22 protein-coding genes are annotated in these 18,492 nt (G+C 68.1%); 3 read left to right on the top strand and 19 right to left on the bottom strand.

Annotation, left to right across the window (positions count from 1 at the left end):
- Window positions 1-735 (top strand): double-CXXCG motif protein (locus K8625_RS23400; protein ID WP_223783955.1); only part of this gene is annotated, 735 nt, incomplete at its 5' end.
- A gap of 90 nt (window positions 736-825) precedes the next feature.
- Here K8625_RS23400 and K8625_RS23405 read toward each other — a convergent pair.
- The 19 genes from K8625_RS23405 to K8625_RS23495 form a co-directional block, all read right to left on the bottom strand.
- Window positions 826-1,905: a hypothetical protein gene (locus tag K8625_RS23405; protein WP_223783956.1), complete on the bottom strand. Its 1,080-nt coding sequence runs from the start codon at window positions 1,903-1,905 to the stop codon at window positions 826-828.
- A gap of 190 nt (window positions 1,906-2,095) precedes the next feature.
- Entirely contained in the window at window positions 2,096-2,653 is a 558-nt protein-coding gene (locus tag K8625_RS23410; protein ID WP_223783957.1) for a hypothetical protein, read from the bottom strand.
- Window positions 2,650-2,976, bottom strand: coding sequence for a hypothetical protein (locus tag K8625_RS23415; RefSeq protein ID WP_223783958.1), 327 nt, complete (start codon window positions 2,974-2,976; stop codon window positions 2,650-2,652). The genes K8625_RS23410 and K8625_RS23415 overlap by 4 nt, the downstream gene beginning before the upstream one ends.
- A 356-nt stretch (window positions 2,977-3,332) precedes the next feature.
- Window positions 3,333-3,572: a hypothetical protein gene (locus K8625_RS23420; protein WP_223783959.1), complete on the bottom strand. Its 240-nt coding sequence runs from the start codon at window positions 3,570-3,572 to the stop codon at window positions 3,333-3,335.
- A gap of 2,654 nt (window positions 3,573-6,226) precedes the next feature.
- On the bottom strand, window positions 6,227-6,682 hold the full coding sequence (locus K8625_RS23425) for a hypothetical protein (RefSeq protein ID WP_223783960.1): 456 nt from the start codon (window positions 6,680-6,682) through the stop codon (window positions 6,227-6,229).
- Window positions 6,679-7,782, bottom strand: a complete 1,104-nt coding sequence (locus K8625_RS23430) for a hypothetical protein (RefSeq protein WP_223783961.1) — start codon at window positions 7,780-7,782, stop codon at window positions 6,679-6,681. The genes K8625_RS23425 and K8625_RS23430 overlap by 4 nt, the downstream gene beginning before the upstream one ends.
- Complete coding sequence (locus K8625_RS23435) at window positions 7,779-7,940, bottom strand: hypothetical protein (protein ID WP_223783962.1); 162 nt, start codon at window positions 7,938-7,940, stop codon at window positions 7,779-7,781. The genes K8625_RS23430 and K8625_RS23435 overlap by 4 nt, the downstream gene beginning before the upstream one ends.
- A complete protein-coding gene (locus tag K8625_RS23440) occupies window positions 7,937-8,431 on the bottom strand; it encodes a hypothetical protein (RefSeq protein WP_223783963.1) in 495 nt (164 codons plus the stop codon). Before K8625_RS23440 ends, K8625_RS23435 begins: the two co-directional genes overlap by 4 nt.
- Window positions 8,424-10,229 carry a hypothetical protein gene (locus tag K8625_RS23445; RefSeq protein ID WP_223783964.1) on the bottom strand — a complete coding sequence of 602 codons (1,806 nt, stop codon included), beginning with the start codon at window positions 10,227-10,229 and terminating at the stop codon, window positions 8,424-8,426. The genes K8625_RS23440 and K8625_RS23445 overlap by 8 nt, the downstream gene beginning before the upstream one ends.
- Before the next feature lie 98 nt (window positions 10,230-10,327).
- Window positions 10,328-10,906 (bottom strand): hypothetical protein, encoded by a 579-nt coding sequence (locus tag K8625_RS23450; RefSeq protein WP_223783965.1) that lies wholly within the window; start codon window positions 10,904-10,906, stop codon window positions 10,328-10,330.
- A gap of 86 nt (window positions 10,907-10,992) precedes the next feature.
- Complete coding sequence (locus K8625_RS23455) at window positions 10,993-11,274, bottom strand: hypothetical protein (protein WP_223783966.1); 282 nt, start codon at window positions 11,272-11,274, stop codon at window positions 10,993-10,995.
- The gene (locus K8625_RS23460; protein WP_223783967.1) at window positions 11,271-13,052 is read right to left on the bottom strand and encodes an amidohydrolase; all 1,782 of its coding nucleotides are present in this window, start codon (window positions 13,050-13,052) and stop codon (window positions 11,271-11,273) included. The genes K8625_RS23455 and K8625_RS23460 overlap by 4 nt, the downstream gene beginning before the upstream one ends.
- A gap of 349 nt (window positions 13,053-13,401) precedes the next feature.
- Window positions 13,402-14,454 carry a phage recombination protein Bet gene (gene bet, locus K8625_RS23465; RefSeq protein ID WP_223783968.1) on the bottom strand — a complete coding sequence of 351 codons (1,053 nt, stop codon included), beginning with the start codon at window positions 14,452-14,454 and terminating at the stop codon, window positions 13,402-13,404.
- 10 nt (window positions 14,455-14,464) lie between these two features.
- On the bottom strand, window positions 14,465-14,608 hold the full coding sequence (locus K8625_RS23470) for a hypothetical protein (RefSeq protein WP_223783969.1): 144 nt from the start codon (window positions 14,606-14,608) through the stop codon (window positions 14,465-14,467).
- Between the two features lie 91 nt (window positions 14,609-14,699).
- On the bottom strand, window positions 14,700-15,074 hold the full coding sequence (locus K8625_RS23475; protein WP_223783970.1) for a hypothetical protein: 375 nt from the start codon (window positions 15,072-15,074) through the stop codon (window positions 14,700-14,702).
- Complete coding sequence (locus K8625_RS23480) at window positions 15,071-15,457, bottom strand: hypothetical protein (RefSeq protein ID WP_223783971.1); 387 nt, start codon at window positions 15,455-15,457, stop codon at window positions 15,071-15,073. The genes K8625_RS23475 and K8625_RS23480 overlap by 4 nt, the downstream gene beginning before the upstream one ends.
- A complete protein-coding gene (locus K8625_RS23485; RefSeq protein WP_223783972.1) occupies window positions 15,454-15,927 on the bottom strand; it encodes a hypothetical protein in 474 nt (157 codons plus the stop codon). Before K8625_RS23485 ends, K8625_RS23480 begins: the two co-directional genes overlap by 4 nt.
- Window positions 15,928-16,086: 159 nt before the next feature.
- Complete coding sequence (locus K8625_RS23490) at window positions 16,087-16,425, bottom strand: hypothetical protein (RefSeq protein WP_223783973.1); 339 nt, start codon at window positions 16,423-16,425, stop codon at window positions 16,087-16,089.
- Between the two features lie 117 nt (window positions 16,426-16,542).
- Window positions 16,543-16,755 (bottom strand): hypothetical protein, encoded by a 213-nt coding sequence (locus tag K8625_RS23495; protein ID WP_223783974.1) that lies wholly within the window; start codon window positions 16,753-16,755, stop codon window positions 16,543-16,545.
- A 331-nt stretch (window positions 16,756-17,086) separates the two neighbouring features.
- Between K8625_RS23495 and K8625_RS23500 the strand changes: the two genes are divergently transcribed.
- Both K8625_RS23500 and K8625_RS23505 read left to right on the top strand, forming a co-directional pair.
- The gene (locus K8625_RS23500; protein WP_223783975.1) at window positions 17,087-17,329 is read left to right on the top strand and encodes a hypothetical protein; all 243 of its coding nucleotides are present in this window, start codon (window positions 17,087-17,089) and stop codon (window positions 17,327-17,329) included.
- A gap of 95 nt (window positions 17,330-17,424) precedes the next feature.
- On the top strand, window positions 17,425-18,132 hold the full coding sequence (locus tag K8625_RS23505; RefSeq protein WP_223783976.1) for a hypothetical protein: 708 nt from the start codon (window positions 17,425-17,427) through the stop codon (window positions 18,130-18,132).
- Window positions 18,133-18,492 lie beyond the last annotated feature (360 nt).

The raw sequence follows: 18,492 nt of genomic DNA on the forward strand, positions 1-18,492 counted from the left end.
ACGCTGACGGAGCGACGCGATGTGGAGCGGTCGAAGTGGTCCGGGGGCTACCACCTCGGTCGGCAGTGGGTGTTGCCCGGCGTCGAGTGTCCGACCTGCAAGGACGCATGGAGTGGTGTCGGTCACGACTACCCGACGGTCGACCTCTCCTCGTTGCCGGGCAAGCGCGACTTCGAGCGGGCTCGGTGCGTGCCCTGGGACGAGTTCGTAGGCCTGCGGCAGCGAGTGTTGCCCTTGGTGCCGGCGGGCGCAGTCGTTGGGCCAGGTACAGGGTTCGGAGCGCTGACGGGGAAGGCCAGCGGGAAGTTTCCCCCTGTGTCCATCCACATGCCGTGGATCATCCTCGTCCAGCCGCCCGTTGCTGCTCGGCTTGAGGGACTCACGGGGGCCATCCCGGTCCCGACGCGGTTCAAGGCACGGCCTGGAGTGGCCGAGCTGCTGGAGCTGGAGGTTCGACCTGGAGGGAGCATTCGCGGAGGGAGCGACGGTACGCCTTGCAGGACTTGCGGCCGCGTGGGCGGCGCAGCACTTCCTCCCCTGAACGAGTTGCGGCTGGACGACGTGCCCTCCACCGATTTCGCGAGGGTCTGTCCGACCGTGGTGGCGGTGAGTGAGCGCGTCGTCGAGCGACTGGCGAAAGAGCTGGACGAGTCGGAGATTGTCGCCGTTGACATCACGGGCCCGCCTCGCCGAGGAGCGGGCGCTCGTTCCACAGGCATCGACGTGTCGCCTTGATGCTCGCCCAGGGCCGTGCGTAGGTCACCAGCCTCGGGATGAGCGCATTGACTACTTGCTCGCGCCCACGGGGCCCTCTGCTGGAGGGGGCTACCGGATCTCGTGCGTCGTCGTGACTGGCGCTGTGCCGTCGTCCGGTCCGCGCCAGTAGGGCTGCACCCAGATGAGCTTCCGCTCGCGGCGCTCGGTGCCGTGTGCCTGGCGCTTCCAGTGCCCGGAGACGCGCACGCGGACGACGAGCGGATGTCCGGTGCCCGCGGACTCGGGAGGGCGTTCCACGGGAGGGACACCGCGGCCGAGGATGATGCGGCGCTGCGGGTCCATTCCCTTCAGCTTCGCGCGGAGCTTGTCGCGCTTCTCCCCCTTGGGGAGCTTCTCCATGCGCTCGCGGAGCTGCCGTGCTTCGCGGTTGTGCCACACCTCTTCCCGCACTCCCCCGCTGGCCGAGTAGAGGGCGACGTTCATGGCCCAGTCCCAGAGGGCTCGCCAGTCGCCGTGGGGGGCTTCGCCTGTCTTCGCCGCGTGCTCGGTGAGGGCGTCCTCCAGCATGCGCCCTTCCGAGAGCCCCACCGAGAAGAGGTTGAGCGTCCGGGCCCCGTCAGGACGCCGCGCCTCAACGCAGATGCGCCAGCACCGTCCTGGCTCCGGCTCCTCGGCGAGAAGCATCCCCGTCACCGGGAGGGACGAGCCGTCGCTGTCGGGAAGCGTCAGCGCAGCCTCCAAAGGCACCCGAATGAGCAGGCACGGGTGCGGCAGGTGGAGGTCGTCGGTCGTGAGTCCGCGCAGCTCGGTGTGGCGCAGGCGCTGGGCAAGTCCAGGCGCCACTTCGTAGTCGTGGCTGCCCGCGCGCTCGTAGGCGAGGCGGAACCACAACTCCATCGCGTGGACCTTGTACTGGTGCTGGTGCTCCGGACTGCCTGCTACTCGGTCGAGGGTCGCCGTGAAGCGCGGGGCCGAGAGGGCGTCGTCCAGGCGGAGCGTCTCGCTCGCGGCGAAGGCATCCTCGAGAGCGAGGAAGGGGAGTGAGCCGAAGGCCAGGTCGTAGAGGGCGGGAGCGAGGCGGCCTGCCTCGAAGTCCTGGCGCATGGCGGTCAGGGTCGCGTCGGCGCTGCCGCGTCGCCAGTATCCGCGGGCCGCGGGCGGTGGGCCGGGCCAGTTGAGAATCTCCATGGGGGTGTCCTTCAGGCCCGCGACGTGGGCGGTGACTGAGTCCGGACTGCGCCTGCGTCCAGCGCGTTCATTTGCTCTCCTCGCCCCGTGCGGAGGCATGTGGGAAGTGCCCGAAGGCATCGGCCACAGCGGGCCGCGAAGACTCCACCAGGGGAGACGCCACCGGCGACGAAACCCCTCGCGGAAATCGTCAGTACAAGTCCAGCGCGCGCCGGAGGGACTCCTTGCTGACGCGGAGCCGCACCTTGCGCTTGTCGCTGGCGTCCTGCTCCCGCTGGACGTCGAGCCCGTCCCGGATGCGCTGGCCAATCCACGCCTGCACGCCACGTGGTTGCATCGTCAGCAGCGCACCCAGTTCCTGGGGCGTGCATCCGTCAGTGGAGGACAGCCAGGAGAGGGCGCGGAAGTCGCGGGCCAGCGAGGACTCTCCCTCCGGCGCACCTACGAGCCCCGACCGAACCTCGGCGATGGGGTAGTTGGCGCGGCGCGCCTCCTCAACCAGAGCGAGCTGGTCCTCCGTCAGCACCAGGTAGAGGTCAACTGCCCCAGCGAAGTTGAGGTGCTCGCCCACGAGGAGCGGACGGGACTCACCAGGAGGGATGACGGTGCCGTCATCGGCAAGGAGGACGACGCGTCCCCCGGAGCGGCTGAGCCACCCCTTGCGGTCCACGTCCATGAACTCTGAGAGGAGTCGCTCGGCCGGCACGTCACGCTCCCACTTCACCGGCACACTCGTCTCCGCGCTCATGTGCCCACCTCCGCCTGGAGGGCAGCGAGCCCAACCGTCAGCCCCGGGCGCATCTCCTGGAGCATCGTGAGGACGTCGCCCCGAAGGTCAATCCAGTAGCGCGCGTCCGCGTGCGACACTACGACCTCTCCGAGGACCCGAAGGAAGAGAGCCTGCTCCTCGGGGTGGGCACGGAGATGGGCGGCGCGGGAGGCCGGCGACGAGAGCCGGCCGAGGGCCAACTTGATGAGCTTGTCCCTCTCCTTCGAGGCCCACTCCACCTGCTTGGGCGAACCGACGAGAGCGGGCAGCGTGACGTCCAGCGACAGCGGCTGCGAGGTCATGAGTCCCCTTTGGGTGACGGGATGAATATGCGCACGTGACGTGCGCATATCAAGGCCCATGAGGAGGCCTGGCCGGGAGGGGTGACTTTCACCCGTTCGGCGGTCGGGCGCTGTACCACCTGAGTGGTATGGCATCGATTGGTGGAGGTGGTCGGGTTGGCACCCGGCGGAGGCGTCCGTTTCGCCCCGGGCGGTACAGGCAACCGGGTTGACGCGGGCGATGACGGGGCTTGTCCTCCCTCGGACAGGCCAGCAGTCCATCAGCACGCGTGAGGAGCGGGCATCCGCAGGCCGGACAGCGGAAGGCGTTTGGCATGCCCTGGGAACGCGGGACGCTGCGGATGTTACGTGGGCCGCTACGCGAGCACGGAGGGCGGGCGCGGCGGAGCATCCTCCTCGTTCGCGCGCACCAGGTAGCCCAGAACCATCAGCGACAGCACTTCGTCGAGCACGGCCTCGCGGGACTCCTCGGGGAGGAGAGGGGCTACGTCCTCAAGCAGCTCGCTCGTGTGGTCCTCGAAGAACATCCGGAGCTCGGGCTCGACGCTGTCGAGCAGGTCGACCAGCTCTCGCGGGGTGGAGGTCTTGAGGCGCACCAGGAATTCGCGCGCGCGTGTGACGCGGTCGTGTGGCATGGCGCGGAGGGTACATCAGGGCCACGGCAACGGCAGCGGCGGGGCGCCTACCCGTTGGCGGCGTGGTCCCGGGCGGCTGGCGCGTAGAATTTCCCCTCGAGTTCCACGATGCCCTTGGCCGCGCCCGTGGGGGCCTGCGCCTGCACCCAGCACGCGCCACGCAGTTCAAGCTGGGTAGCGCTTCACCAGCTGCGTCTTGAATGCATCCGCGTACGGCACTACGTCCTTCCTGCTCTCGCCCCTGAGACGTCGTCAGTTCGGCATGTCCGCCGAGGCGACAACTTCCCAGACACAGGAGGCGAGATCCAGGAACTCGACTGAGCGCACAGGGTAAATGCATATGCTTCCTCCACTCCCTTCCCTTCGGGCGATGGGGTTTGAGAAGCACAGGCGGCCTATCGGTCTCGGACTGTGGTTCGATGTGAGCAATGTCGGGCTTGTGTGTTCCGGGGGGCTCTTGAAGGGTAAGGGCTGGGGTTGGGATGCATAGTTGAGTTTGCTGCAATTGGAGTGCTATGGAGGGCGTGCGGGGGAGAGAATGAATCAAAGAGCATTTGATGCGGCGTGGAGTCGAATCCGTCTGAGGTGGTTGGCATTGCTGCTTGCGCCGTTGCTCCTGATGCAGGGATGTCTCTTGGAGGATATGCATTTTGAGACGTTTAATTTAGAGAGTGATGAGGCGGTTATTACTCCGGACTACTTGGTTCTGGAGTTGGGATTGGCCACGGCAGATGGCGGGAGTGCAGACGGGTACGGCGCTTTCACGATTGTTGGCACGCGAAAACGGGACAGTCGGCCGTTGGAGGGCGTTCACTTTGATGTTTCGTTCGACAGTTGCGCAAGGGTTGTTTCCGTAGCCGATGGTGGCGTAGTTCGAGAGCCTGCTTCCGAAACACCGTTGGTGATGGAGCCTGATGTTGGGTGTCAGCAGCGCTCGACTTCGTTTCTGCAGTGCATCCTTGGTGCAGACGGTACTGCAAGGTTCAATGTGCGGTTGGTGCCAGATCGTGTCCGCAGGGGGACTCGGTCGAGCATTGCTATTCGTTCGGGCGGTAGGGACGGGATTTGTCGGCCGGCTGTAATCTCGATTGAGAATGGTATTTCAAGTGATTCGATCCTGCGTGTCGACGTGACCACGTTGGAGCCGGAGCTTGTGGCCGGTACTCTTGCGTGCGGTGCTGTGTCAGCGCCGTGCCTATATAAGCAGTCGGCCTTTGTCCAGTCGGCGCTTATGTCGGCGGATGGCGGGATCCCGTCAGTGCTGATAAGGTCAATTCCTGTTGATTTGGAGATTGATGCTCAGACGGGGCAGTCGGTGTATTTTGCAAATCCTAGAGGAGGCGCTCCCTGTGAGTCCTCTCCGGGTGTGGTGAAGTCGAATCAGTTTATTTCGCCCTCGTCTGCTTTGAGTGAATTGACTCCGCTGTGTGTGTCTACGCAGGGAGCTCGGTTCGGTGTCGTGGCTTCAGTTGCGCCTTCAGGTTCGGTGGAGTTGTTTAGATCTAGGGGCGATGTGATAATCCCTCCTGTCCCGACAAACCTTGTTGCGACCGTTGTTTCGGTTGGCGAGGAGGGGGCATTGGTGGACGTCCGGGTTTACGACTGTCGCGGGTTGAGCGTTCCCAGACCACGCTTGGTGTTCGAGTCGGCGTTAGGGGTCCCCTTGGCGGTTGATGTTGTTGAGGAGACCAGTGCCGGTGGGTTTTATCGGACGCTCTTTTTGGTTCGTGGTGTCGCGGCAGGATCGGTGGCGAGGGTTAGGGCTGCGGGCTCTTCGCAGGGGTGTGAGGTTTCTTTCCTATGAGAATTGGATTTGGATTGGCGCTTCTTCTGGGGGGAGTGCTTTCTTTTGGATGTGGATTGCGCCGGTTTGCGGAGGTGACCGAGACAAGTCGGGGTGCGCGGTGTGCTACTGCTATATGCATGGGAGGGGAGGGCGGTTTGGAGGGGGAGTACGCAATTGAGCCCCTCGTAGAACTCCCTGTTGGGAAGAGTTTTGCGAGCGGCAGTAGTGGCCTGGGGCGCTATGTGAACAATCACGACCTGACTGCTACGTTTGCGGCTGGGGTTCGGTTTTGGGCGTGGTACGATCTTGTTAGTTTCTCGGTTTATTTTTCTAAGCCGTTGATTACTGATTCGTCGAAGGTGAGGGTGAGAGGGTCGGCATTTGAGTATTCCCCAAGTCAAATTCGGAGGCCCTATCCTGGAGTTGCCGTGGGGCTCTTGGGGGATTTGTTGTGGGTGGGGTTTGATTATGATCAGCTCCGAAATGGCGATAGTGAGAGTAATCGAGACATGAATTATCCGCGTGATGCTGTTGTGTCGCACTCGGTGTCAATTACGATTGGGCTTTCCACTGTCGCAACAACAAGGGGGGTGGCGGCAAACGCTAATGGGCGCACAAAACCAGCGGCGGACGGCGGAGCGCAGCCAGCAGCGGACGGCGGAGCGCAGCCAGCAGCGGACGGCGGAGCGCAGCCAGCAGCGGACGGCGGAGCGCAGCCAGCGGCGGACGGCGAGCGCAGCTAACAGCGGACGGAGGGGAACTGGAGGGGTGGTTGTCTCTCATCGACGCCAGCGGCAACCATACCTCTCAAGGAGTATAGCCGGCCATGTCAGCCCTGCACACCAGGGAAGAGCGGGCCCGCCCCGAACTCCGGCATGCGGGCCAGTCGCTCGAGCGCCAACGTTACGAGTCCGAGGCCCTGGAGTCGCGTTAGCCCGCCCACGTCGCTCCACGTGTCGAGTCCCAGCCCGCCCCTGCCTGGAGGTGCCATGTTCCGTCGTGCGGTGAGGCATGCCTCCATCCAGCCGCGGTAGGAAAGGAGCTGCTGTTCGGTCGGGCCAGCAGGGAAGGGGCTGTCCATCTCCTGCGGCGTGGCGTCGTAGCGGATGCCATCCAGGAGCTTGTCCATGAGGACAACGGCCTTCTCGGAGAGCGCGGCGGTGGGTTCGGGAAACAGCCGGCGCGAGCGCGCGACGAAGTAAAGGGCGGTGTGCAGGTCTGGGTCGCCGGACGCCACGCGGGCGCGAACCATCTCCAGCGCCTTGGTGAGGGTGTGCCTCATCATGACGTGCCGCCATTGTTCTCGGTGCTCGCGCCCCGGGCGGTGAACCAGCACCTCCCCTGTCCATCGCCTGCCACTGTGACGGGGACCTTCCACGGCGCGAGCGGGCCGCCCTCAGCTGGGCATGCCGTCACCCGGTGGTAGAGGTTCCGCCCCTTGAGGTCGTCGCCGGCGGCGGCCATCACCTCGCGGAAGTCGTGGCGGGCTCCGTCCGCGAGGAGGGCGAGGACGCGCGCGGTGGCGGCCAGGAGCACCGACGGTGGGGTGCCGCACGGGGTTCTGGCGTCGAGCAGCTCGGCGGGAGACGCGTAGGGTGGCGTGGGGGACTCGGTGCTCGAGCGCGCGTCGGGCGCCGTGGCAGGCCCAGGCTCCCCGAAGAGTCCGAGCTGCTGCACGGGCCCCATGGGAGGGACGGGGGCGTCGTTGGCCGGCAGCTCGCGCCGCGGCGGCTTGACCTGGTGTTGCGGTGGGGCAGGTGGTGGCGCGGGCTCCGGAGCGAGCAGTGGGAGCGCCAGCGGCACGGGATAGACCTCGGGACGCCAGAATCTGTCCTTGGCGAGCCGCACGCGCTCACGGAGCTCGGGGAGCAGCTCCTGGTCAACGTAGGTGAGGCGTCCGGCCTGCGCTGCGGGCAGGGGCTCGAACACCACCATCTCTTCAAGCCACCACGCGATGGTGCCCCGGCAGTACGGCGAGCCTGCGGGTGCCCACCATGGGTCGCGGCCGAAGCTGCGCGAGTCGTTGCCGATGGTGCTCACCTCGGCGAGCCGTGCCATGGCGACGTACGACTCGGCGGGCAACACGTCGCCAGCAGGCGCCTCCAGGCCGCGTGCCTCGCGGAGCCACCGAACCGCGTCCGCGTCGTACGCGGCGGTGGCGTAGATGGCGAGCCAGTGCCCCAGGACGCTCTCCGGCGGGTGGAGGGGGAACCGGCGGCCGGGAACGCCCTGGCGCGCGGGCTCCTGGTCGGTGACGAACAGGCTCCACATCCCGTGGTGAGTGAGGGCCGAGGACCACGGGCGCGCGAGGGGCATGTGGTAGACGTCGCGCCCCGCGCGCGTGAAGCGGTACGGCCCGCGGGCGTTGATGTCGTGGACGCTCACCGCTCGCGCTCCAGTCGCTCGCGGCGCTCCCGCAGGAACTGCTCAACCTGCCGCTGCTCGTGCTCTTTGTCTGCGAGCACACGGGAGTAGACGAGGACGGCCAGGCCGGCGACGAAGAGGGCCCAGCCGACGATGCTGGCGATGGTCGACGGGCTCATGGCTTCGGCGCCTCCCCGGGCAGGAGCAGGGGCTGCACTTTGCCCGTCCGGTATGACGCCTCCAGCGCGGGAAGGACGTGCTCGCCCACGGTGCGCCCGTCGGCCGTCACCACGTGCGCGAGGAACGCCTGCTCGAACGTCTCGATGCCGCCCTCCAACGAGATGAACTTCGCTTTCAGCGCGGCGTGCAGCGCGCGCCAGGATTCGCGGCACGCCCGCTCGTAGGCGGTGCGCTGCTGCTCCGCGCTCGCCGGCACGGTGCGTCCTCGTAGCTTGCGAGTGGTGAAGGCATCGACCTGCGGCAACGGCATCCGGAACCGGACGATGCGGTCATGCAGGCGGAACGTGACCACCGCCTCGCCGCGCTCTCGGCTCTCCGACGTCTGGCGTGGGTCCGCGCCGTGCTGGTCGAGCAACTCCTCAATCTGCGCCCGCGACCTGTAGACGGGGACGCTCGTCTTTGAGGCGAACCGTCTAGCTGACCTACGCATGCGGGACTCCCGTCAGCGCCTCGGACAGCATGGTGATGGCCTCGCCCACTCGCCCCGTGGGGCTGGCACGCAGGTGTCCCAGGGCTGTCCGAACGGAGTCAACCAGCCGGGGGTACGCGCGAAGCCGCGAGTCCAGCTCTCGCACCGCCTCGGCCAGGGCGCGAGCCAGGAGATAGGGCCAGGGCCCGACGTTGAGCTCGTACCACTCCCCATCCAGTCCGCGCGCCTCGGCATGCTCCGCGCCACGCGGCCCGACAACGCGGATGCTCCCGGGCGCCTCCCACACCACCTCGGGCGCGGAGGGGGCGTCCGTGAGCGCAGGGACGGCCGGCACGGGCGTCATGGTGCGAGGGCGCTGCGGCGGCGGCGCGATGGGCGTGGTGTCCGCGGGAGGTTGCTCGCGCGTCGCGTGACGGGCCCTCGCGGCGTCGTAGGCGACGCGGATGGCCACCCAGTCCACGCTCCGGAGCTGGAGGTTCCAGTCGAAGTCCTGCCACGGGGGAACGATGGATCGGGGGCCGGACTCGACCTTCCGAATTTCCTCGGCCAGGGGAGCAACCGCAGCCACCAGTTCCGGCGCCTCGGGAGCCGCGGCGCGGGCCGCGTCGTAGGCGGCACGGAGCGAAGCGACGGCCTCTAGGAGGTCCGCACGCGCCTGAGCAACGCGCCCATCGGCGACGCGCTCGACGTGCGCTAGGGCCGGCAGGACGCGCCCCACCGCATCCACCAACGCGGGTGGGGTGGTGGTGGGGCGCAGCGCGAGAGCAGCGATGACGCCGTGCTCCCTCGCCACCGCCGAGGACATCCCCTCGGCCTTGCTCTGCTTGTAGCCGCGCTCGGCCTCCGCGAGCACAGCGTCCTCGGACACCTGTGCCGGGGCGGGCTGGGGCTGGGAGATGGCCCTGGCCTTGACGACCCGCTCCACCGAGCCGAGTACGGACTCCATGGCGCGGCCCTGCCGCCCGGCGCGAACAGCGTGGTAGAGCGCGTCCAATGCGTGACGCTCCACCGACAGAGCCTGCTCGACCTCGGAACGGAGCTCATCCACCTTCTGGTCTCGGGCCCGGCGCTCCTCCACCACCTTCGAGAACACGTCATCCAGGGCCGCGTTGATCTCGGCGACGCGCGACATGGAGGCGTCGCCCTCGGCCGCGGCGTCCACCGCCCGCTGCTCGGCGGCCGCGGCGTCCGTGATGATTCCCCTGAGTCGGTTCGGCGCCTCGGCGGCCGTCGGCGTGTAGTCCAGTCCCGTGGCGAGCGCGGACAGCATCGCCTCGCGCCATGCCTCCAACGCCGGCACCTTGGCCGCCTCAGTGGCGAGGGCCGCGATGTGCCCGCAGACGCGGCTCTCAGCGTCGGCGCTCAATGGCTCCATCGCCTCCTCCAGTTCCGCTTTCGGCAGCAGCTTCGCTTCACACGTCATCGCCATCACCTCGGGGTTCGCAAACGGAGAAGAGGAAGCCAGCAACTCAAGCTGGGCCTGGAGGGCTGCGATGTCAGCGGCAGACGAGCCCGGATCGTGGGGGTCGAACACCCGCGCACCGTCAACAACGATGGACTCGTCCAACTCGTGCAAGATGAAGCTCCGCAACACCTCGCGAAGCGAGGCCAGCAGCGCCGGACGGTCCAGCTCGCCGTACGCCAGGCGCTTCGTGAATCGGGCGCGCCGAAGATCCCCTGACTCCCGCTCTGCGAAGGCGGCGCTCACACGGACGAAGACGTGGACTCCATCGTCGTGCTGCAGCTCCACCTGGAAGTCCAGCAGCGAGAAGGGCGGCCCGAACTTGAATGCCTCCACAGCTTTTCGCATCTCGTCCTGCGTCACGTTTCACCTCGGGCACAGCAGAGAGGAGCGCGGGCGGCCCGTACTGCACCGCCCGCGCGTGAGTCAGAGGGCTACGGGAGGACCGGGACGGCTTCCTTCGCGAGGATGGCGACGGCGATGGCGACAGCGAGCGCAATCTGGCCGGCGCTCACCGAGGAGCCGTCATCCGCGAGCTGCTCGGCTCGCGACTCGTACTTCTTGGTGATGCTCTTCGCCTGGGACGTGCCCTCGGTGTTCCTCTTGATGAACAGCTTGACGAGCTCCTCCCCGCGGTTCACGGAGGCCCCGGGGGGCGGCCGGCAGAACTGCTCCTCGAGCGCGCGGTAGTGAGCTACGGCATCGGGAAGCCCCTTGATGTCATCCGGGCTCAGCCCCTTGGGCGGGTTCAACATCATGTCCTGCGCGAACCCAGCGCCGAGTTTCGCCATGGCGCACTGGATGTCCTCCATCGCAAGGGGTGACGACATATCCACTCGGTTCCGGAAGGCGCTGGTCAGTGTCGACAGCAGGCGCTTGGAGTTCGAGAAGATGACCTCCGAGTAGACGCGCTTCAGCCCCGGGATGTTGCTGGTCTGGGTGAGTGGCGGGTGAGCGGCGAGCGCGACAGGCGCCCAGGCGAACAACATCAACAGCACAATGGCCTTCTTCAAGGCATGCTCCATGTTTTGGATTGGTTTGAGCCAGCAGGTGGCGCGGGCGACGCGTGCCGCTGGGCCCGCGCGCGAATCAGGGGACGTCAGTCCTTCTTGGTTGCCTTCGCCTTCTCGCGCTCAGCGGCGATTTCTCGCGCCGCCTCCGAGCAGGCTCCGACGGCGCCACTCCCGGCCTTGCAGGGCGCCTCGCAGAGCGGCGTGCAGACGGACTCATCACCATGCACCTCGAGGTCATCGAGGCAGTCGTTGCAGGATGCGTGGCTCCTGTCGTACTGCGTCCGGAGCGCGCTGCACTTCGCCTGCGTGGTGGTCTTGCAGCCGGCCGCGCAGAGCATCAGTGCCACCATCAGGTAGCGGGCCCTCACTGGAGCACCCCCACGCCGAAGCACCCGCGGTCGAGGTGTGCCTTGGAGCCGCTCACCACGGTGAGGCACGAGGTGATGGCGGGCAGCACGTCCGGCGTCACCGAGAACGGGTCCACCGAGGGCAAGAAGAACGTGGCGTCCTTGCCCGGGGCCAACGTGCCCAGGTTGGGGAGCAGACGCGCCCGCGCGGACCCGCGGGTGTACGCGCCCAGTGCCTGGGCCACGCTGATGGCCTCCTGGCGGTAGTACGGGTTGACCACCGTCAACATGACGTCCAGCCAGGGGTTGGGTGCCACCGGCACGCCTGTGTCGAGCGGGTCCGAGCCGAAGGCGTCGGAGCCCAGCGCCAGCGGCACGCCGGCCGCGTAGAGCGAGCGGAGTGGCTCGGCCTGCGCGTAGAGCGCCGGGTCGTTGACCTCCATCATCATCGGAGGCAGCAGCACCAGGTGCGTCCCCTCGCGTACGAAGGTGATTCCGAGGGCAGCCGCGCGCGCCACCTGGCTGGGACTGGCCATGTTGGCGTGCTCGAGCGTCACCTTGCCGCTCCAGTCGACGTCGGGACGCGCCTCCAGCCGCGACAGCGTCTGCTCGACACCGGCGTCGCCGATGGCGTGCACCAGGAGCTGCCCGCCGCGAGTCACGGTGTCCTGGAGGGCCCAGTCGAACTGGGCTTCGCTCATGTTGCGCAGCCCCAGGCCGGTGTTGGCGGGGAAGCCCTCGGGCATCGCCGCGGTGGGCAGGTACGGGATGGAGACGAAGGCGCTTCTCGCGACGGGCGTCCCGTCCGCGAACACCTTGCGGCGCACCACTCCGTCCGGACCTGCCGAGCAGAGCTTGCCCGAGTGGGTGATGATGCACACGGGCACCATGGCGCCTGGGCGGCGCATGGCGGCGCGGATGTCGCGGTCGCGTTCGTCCGAGTAGACGAAGACGACGTTGGCGGTGGTGGTGAGTCCTCGGGCCGCGCTCGCTGCGGCGTACGCGTCGTGCTGGACGACGTACTCGGCGTCGCTGATGCGGCTGCTCAGCATCTCCACTGCGGGCAGCACCGCGAACTCCTGGAGGAGCCCGTTGTGTCGCCCGAGCGCGTCACGGCCCACCCAGCCGCCGTACGGGTCCGGCTGGTAGTCGCGGAGCCCCGACTCGTCCAGGGCCACGGAGTTCACAGCCTGGGCATGGCCCGACCACTCCAGCGCGTAGACCGGGTTGCGCGGCGCCAAGGCGTCGAGGAAGGCGCGGGCGGTGATGCCGGCGGCGCGCAACTCGCCGTAGAGCTGCGCGCCGTAGAACACCACGATGGGCTCGCCCGGCGGCGCGGTGGCGGCACGTGGGCCGACGAGCGCGGCGATGTCCGTCATGGACGGGCCGCCCGTAGGTGCCCACGTCGACGGGTGAGGGCCCACCGTCCAGCGCTTGAGCGCGAGCATGGCGACGTGCGAGTGGGCGTCCACCAGCCCAGGCAGCACCACGCGGCCCTGGAGGTTGACTAGGTAGCGACTCGGCCTCGCTGCGGCAGTCACCTGGGCGGACGTGCCGACGATGACGACCGTCCCGGCCCGGACGAGCATGGCCTGCTCGAACACGGGCTCGTCGACTACTCCCGTCCAGATGCGGCCGCCGTAGTAGACGACGTCTCGCCCTCCGCAGAGGGTGGACGGGATTCCGTCGCCCGTGCACACAGGCACGGACAACCCCACCAGCTCGCTCGAGCTGATGGTGGGTGGGGCGGCGCTCGCGGCGGTGGCAGCGAGCGACAACAACAGGAACAACAGCCTCATGTGGGGACCTCTGGGCGTACGAGGGGAGTGCCCGCTGTCCGAGACATTCGGACCGAGCCGGTGTGCGTGCGTGGTGAGGTGCTGCGGTGCTGCGACTGCAAGAGGCGCGGTGACCGGCCGGAAGGGGGAAACCGACCGGTCACCGCATGGCGCGACTTCGCGCCGTGAATGGCCTGCCGGGCCCAATGCCCAGCAGGTGTGGCTGGCGCGCGTGCTGATCGGCCGCCTCGGGAGCCGAGCTTTCACTCGACTTCTTGGGGTTCACCCGCGCTGGCCACGTAGAGGCCCCGCCCGGACGGGCACGGGGTGCGCGCGGAGTCCCGGGCCGAGGACTCGACGCGTGCGCGTGTCAGTCGTCCTCGCCCGGCTGGCGAGGTTGCTGCTGGCTTTCGCGGAAGGAGAACTCGGCTTCGAGCACCTGGAGGTTCTCTCGCATGGCCTTCGCCCACCGGGCCCGGGGCTGCTCGGCCAGCTTCTCGTTGGCGAGGTTGATGGCGTCCGTCACCTCCTCGTCCGACAGCTCGCCGACGAGCTTCCCCTTGCAGGGGCCGAAGGCGACGAGGGCGGCAGAGTTCCTCGGGGTGGGCGGAACGGGCTGGGTCGCCTGCGCTGTCGGCGCAGGGGAAGGGGCCCTGGTAGACGCCACGGACTCCTTCGCCTTCGCGGTGATGCCAGTGGCGGCCAGCTCCGCGGCCTCGCGCGTGGCCGTCTTCTCTGGGAGAAGGGCAGGGCTGATTGCCGGGCTCGTGGGCTCTTCAACGACCACGGAAGAGGTTGGAGGCGGCTCCTCAGCCAGGGAGAACTCGTCCGCAGGGAGCTCCTCACGCACGTACAGGCTGCCGAAGGCTTCCGGGTACGCCTTGCGCAGGGCGGCCACCCGGGCGCACTTCTCGATCATCGTCATGGGAATCTTGGCCCACAGCGGCGTCTGCTGGACGTAGCCGCTGAAGTCCAGCCACACCACGACGGGCAATTTCCCGTCGCGCACCACCCGGGCCCACGCGCCCACCAACGCGCCCTTGCGCTTGGCGGGGTTGAAGCGGTGCACCACCTGGCCCTGGCCCTGGTCCAGGGTGATGTCGTCCTCGGCGAACACCGCACTGGCCTGGATGCCCCTGAAGTCCGGGAAGCGCTCCGCGCGGGCGAGCATCCCGGCCTCGGAGGGCTGGAACTCGTGCTTCGTCACCCAGTTGGGGCGCTCCCGGTTTCCGACGTTCTGCCTCCGGGCGACGCAGAAGGCTTCCTTGAGCAGCGGGTCCAACCCGCTGCGCTTGCACTGCTCCATGAAGAGCATGAACTCGTCTTCGCTGATTCCACGAGGGCAGATGGTTCGCCGCACCAGTGCTCGACGCTCCTCGTTCCAACCGCCCCCGACACTCAGCTCGCTGCTTCCGTCCGCCATGCTGCTCTCCTCACTCGTAGCGCTCGCCCGCGTCCTGCTCGGCGCGGCGAATCAGCTCGCGTTCCACCGCAGTGGAGTCATCCACCGCGTCGGTCCATTCGTGGTCCCGCCACCGATGCGGGCCCGTGTGTCCGTCCTCGCGCTCGCAGAGCACCCAGCTCTTCTCGGGGTGCTCCGTGTGCGCGTGGCATCCATGCTGACTTGATAGGTCTACTAAACAGAAGACTACCTGATGGGTCCGACGCTCAGCGGCCGTGCGCGTTCGCGTTCTCGACGCCCTCGCGCCAGTGGTTGGTGCGCGCCCACCACAGCTCGACGCCGAGTGCCGCGTAGAGGGCGCTCGACGCCACGGCCAGGTCGTTGAGGGACTTCCTCGCGGCCGTCACTCGGCGCTGCAGTTCGCGCCACCGCGACTGGGTGGCGTCGGTCCCGTTGGGCACGAGTTCGCGCAGCTCGTCCTCCGCCACGCGCAGCGCCTCACGCTCCGTGGCTTCGCGCTCGGGGAGCTGCTCTGCCTCCTCGATACACGCCGCGATGACGTCCACCTCTTCGGGGCGCCACCACTTCCTGAGCGTCCGGAGTCGCGCACAGCAGTCAGCCAGCTCGCCCACGCAGCTCACGGCCCGACCTCATGCCCGGAATGGGTCTGCGACTCCGCGCACTCGCGCTCGGTCCTGGTCACCACCCGAGCGCACTCGAGGCGCTTGCACACCTCGGCATCCACCTCGGGCCAGCTCTCGGGGTGCGCGGGCAGGCGCAGGCGAAGCTCGTCGCCGACCAGGGCGTAGCCTCGCACCTCGCCGCCGGCGGGCTTCGACATGACGTGCACCCAGCGGACCATTCCGGATGCGTCCGCCGCATTGCCTCCGCACACCATCGAATCGCGGTGGCCGGCGGACCGCTCGGGCCTGCTCACCAGCACGTACATGAAGCCATCCGCGAACGCGTCTCGAACCTCGGTGTCCTCCGTGCCCAACTCGAGCACCATCTGGTCGGCGCTCACGGGCGCACCTCGCGGCCCAGCGGGTAGCGGTTCCGCCACCAACGGCGCCAGAGCGGGTAGCCCAGGCGCCACGCGAAGCCGACGGCGCCCACCCAGCCGAAGGCGTACGCCAGCAGGCCCAGCGACATCCAGGGCTGACGTCGACGGAGCAGTGCAGCTCGCGGCGTGCACTCCACCTGGATGGGCTCGCGCCCCTCCGCCTCGGCCCGCTCACTCTCCCGGGCGGCGATGCTGTCCAGCTCCGCCCCGTAGACGGCGTCCAACAGCGACACCGCCAACATCACGACCGCGAGCCACCCAACCGTCACCGGGCTCAGCCCCAGGGCTGCGAAGATGCCCGTGGGGGGAATGGGCAGCCCGAGCGTGTCCCGGTGCTCCCCCCAGACCGCGCCCAGCAGCGCGGACACGTAGAGCCCGCGCTCGACGTGCCACGTCTTCAGCCTGGGTGCGCTGCGGAGAGCGTCTGCCACCGCATGCGTCGTGCGCCGGAGCCAGGGACCCGGGTCCTCGCGTTCATCGACCACACGACAAAGCTCCGCCATCAGGCTCATGTCGAGCCTCCATTCAGCTCAGAGGTGATTGAGGGGTTGCCGGGATGCGCCCGGCGGGGACTACTTCAGCGGTGCACTTCAGTCGTCACGCATCGGCAGCGAGGAGTTCGGGACGAAGACCCACGCGCTCACGAATGCGCCGTCCTCCCCGATGGACACCTTCGGCTCGCTGTCGAATTCGATCTCCGTGCTCCCGTACATCTCACGAGCCGCCGCGACGATGGCGTCGTCCTCGCCGTCTCCCTCCGTCGCATCCTCCTCCTGGTGCAGGGCTGCGAGCTGCAACTGCTCGTAGAGCCCATCGGGCCAGGACTCGGGAGTCCCGTGGTGCTCCATGGACGCGAGAAGCGTCTGGAGGGACTCCCTCGGCTCCGGGGGCGGCTGCTTCCCTCCGTCGTTCGTCGTGTCGTTCGCCATTGCTGCCCCTTCAGTTGCCGCGCTGCGCGGCGATAAGCCTGTGGTGGAAGGGCCCGCCCCGAAGGGCGGGCTGCGATGAGAGGAGGGCCCAGGCTCATCACCTGGGGCCGGGAGCCGCTACGCCTTCGCGGGCTCGGGCTCGTCCAACCCCGGTCGGCCCGCCGCGCGCTCGGTCGCGTCCGCCAGGTCCCCGAGCGCCGTCGCCTCAGCGTTGGCGGCGTCGTACTCCGCCTCCGTCCCGCTGAACGCCTCAAGGTGGTCCAGCCTCGCCAGCACGTCCTTAACCCTCTTCCTCAGCTCCGCCGTCGTCACAGCTCTGTCCGTCGCCATGTGCTCCCCCTTGTGGGTGCTGCGCTTCCCGACGTCCTCGCTGGCCACCCAGCTCGCGCCCGCCCAACCCCGCTCTCCCTCCCGGGAGCCCCGTCCGTCCGTCGATGAAGAGAACCGTAATCGCGAGTTGGTACCATGTCAATGTTCTAAGTCGACAACCTTGTCTAGGTACCGTAATCATGCGTCAACACAAGGACGTCGGCATTGCGCCGCGCCTCGGTGGACCACTAAGACGGAGGCACACATGGGCGCGCAGGCCCGCAGACGAGAGGCCGGAGACGTGGAGATCGGAAAGACGGTCGGACCGTGGGACGAGGAGACACCGCGAAACGTGCGGCTACCGCGGTGGGTGTGGGCGAAGTTGGCCCACATCGCCAAGCGCGAGGCTGACGCTGGCAAGAAGTCGAAGCGGACGCGGCAGAAGGTGAGCAGCAACGACGTGCTCATGTCTGCGTGCGAGCACCTCATCACCACCGACGAGCTGACGAACGGCAGAATCAACCTCCCCGCAATTCCGCCGCCCGAGCGCGCGGCGAAGAAGAAGCCGGCGGCGAAGAAGGGCAGGGGCACGTGAGCCGCCCCAAGAAGGGGCCGTACGGGCTCGGCCCGCGACTCCGCTGGCTGCTCGCGCGGGGGCGCGTCTACCTGTCGCGGAACCCGGGAAGCGGCATGCCCGCGCTCCTCGAGGTGCCAACGGGCGAGACGCCCCTCCGGGTGCCCACGGGCGCCGTGCAGGTGCTCGTCACCACTTACCTAGCCCCGTCACCTGCCACTTCCGTGGAGTTGCGCGCCGGGCGCGTCGAGCACGTGCACAACGCGCTCGACTTGGCAGCGTCGCTCGCGGAGAGCGCGCTCGACGAGCCCGAGGCCCGGGCCCACCTTGCCACGGGGCAGGTCATGTACTCGCCGCCGCTGCCCGTCGTCTCGATCACTGTGCAGCAGGTGCAGGCGCGCACACCGTGGTGGCTGCCTCATGTCGTGGCAGTCGCTGCGGTGGCGGCTGCGGTGTGGCCGTGGTCTGTCGACCACGTGGCTGCAGGCATCGGCGGCTCCGCGCGCGTCGAGTACACCTACCCAATGGCAGATGACTCCGCGCGGTACATGACGGACTTGGTGGAGTTCCGACAGCCGGTCCGCGCAATGGGGGGGAAGCCGCTGTGTACCAAGGTGCCCAAGGAGCCGTTGCCAGGGCAGGATCTGCCGCCCTGCCGGAGCCCGGCCGAGCCCCTGCATGGAGGGTGTTGGGTCAAGATTGATAAGCGGCCGAATCCGTGCTGCCCGGAGAACGCTGCCGAGTCTGAGGGCGCGTGTTTCATCGGCCTTCGCGGCGGAGCGCCAATGAAGATCCCGACCCGGATTGACCGGAGGGGGCCATGACCCCCGCGCGCGCAGCTCGGCACCGCGCCAGAGTGCGGCGCCCTGTTGTCCTGGAAGCCGTTTGCCGTGACGGCGCGATGTGTTGCCGCCGCGGGCAGCCGGTGGCCTGCGATTGCGTCCGCACCTACGAGTGTCCGATGCACGGAGAGACGCACTCCACGCACTCGGACGACTGACGCTGGACTTGACAGGGCCCGCGTCGCGGGCTCATCTTGTCCCCGACGTACCCTCGCTGAGCAGCACCGATGAGGCAGCGAGCACACCGACAGCTTGTAGAGCAGGTTCGCGGGCGCGAAACCGCCCCGGCACTGCTCCGGCGCACGACGGCGGTTCCTCATCGACGACGTCGGCGCGCCGTCT

It is taken from the genome of Myxococcus sp. AS-1-15, assembly GCF_020037055.1.
Lineage (GTDB): Bacteria > Myxococcota > Myxococcia > Myxococcales > Myxococcaceae > Myxococcus > Myxococcus fulvus.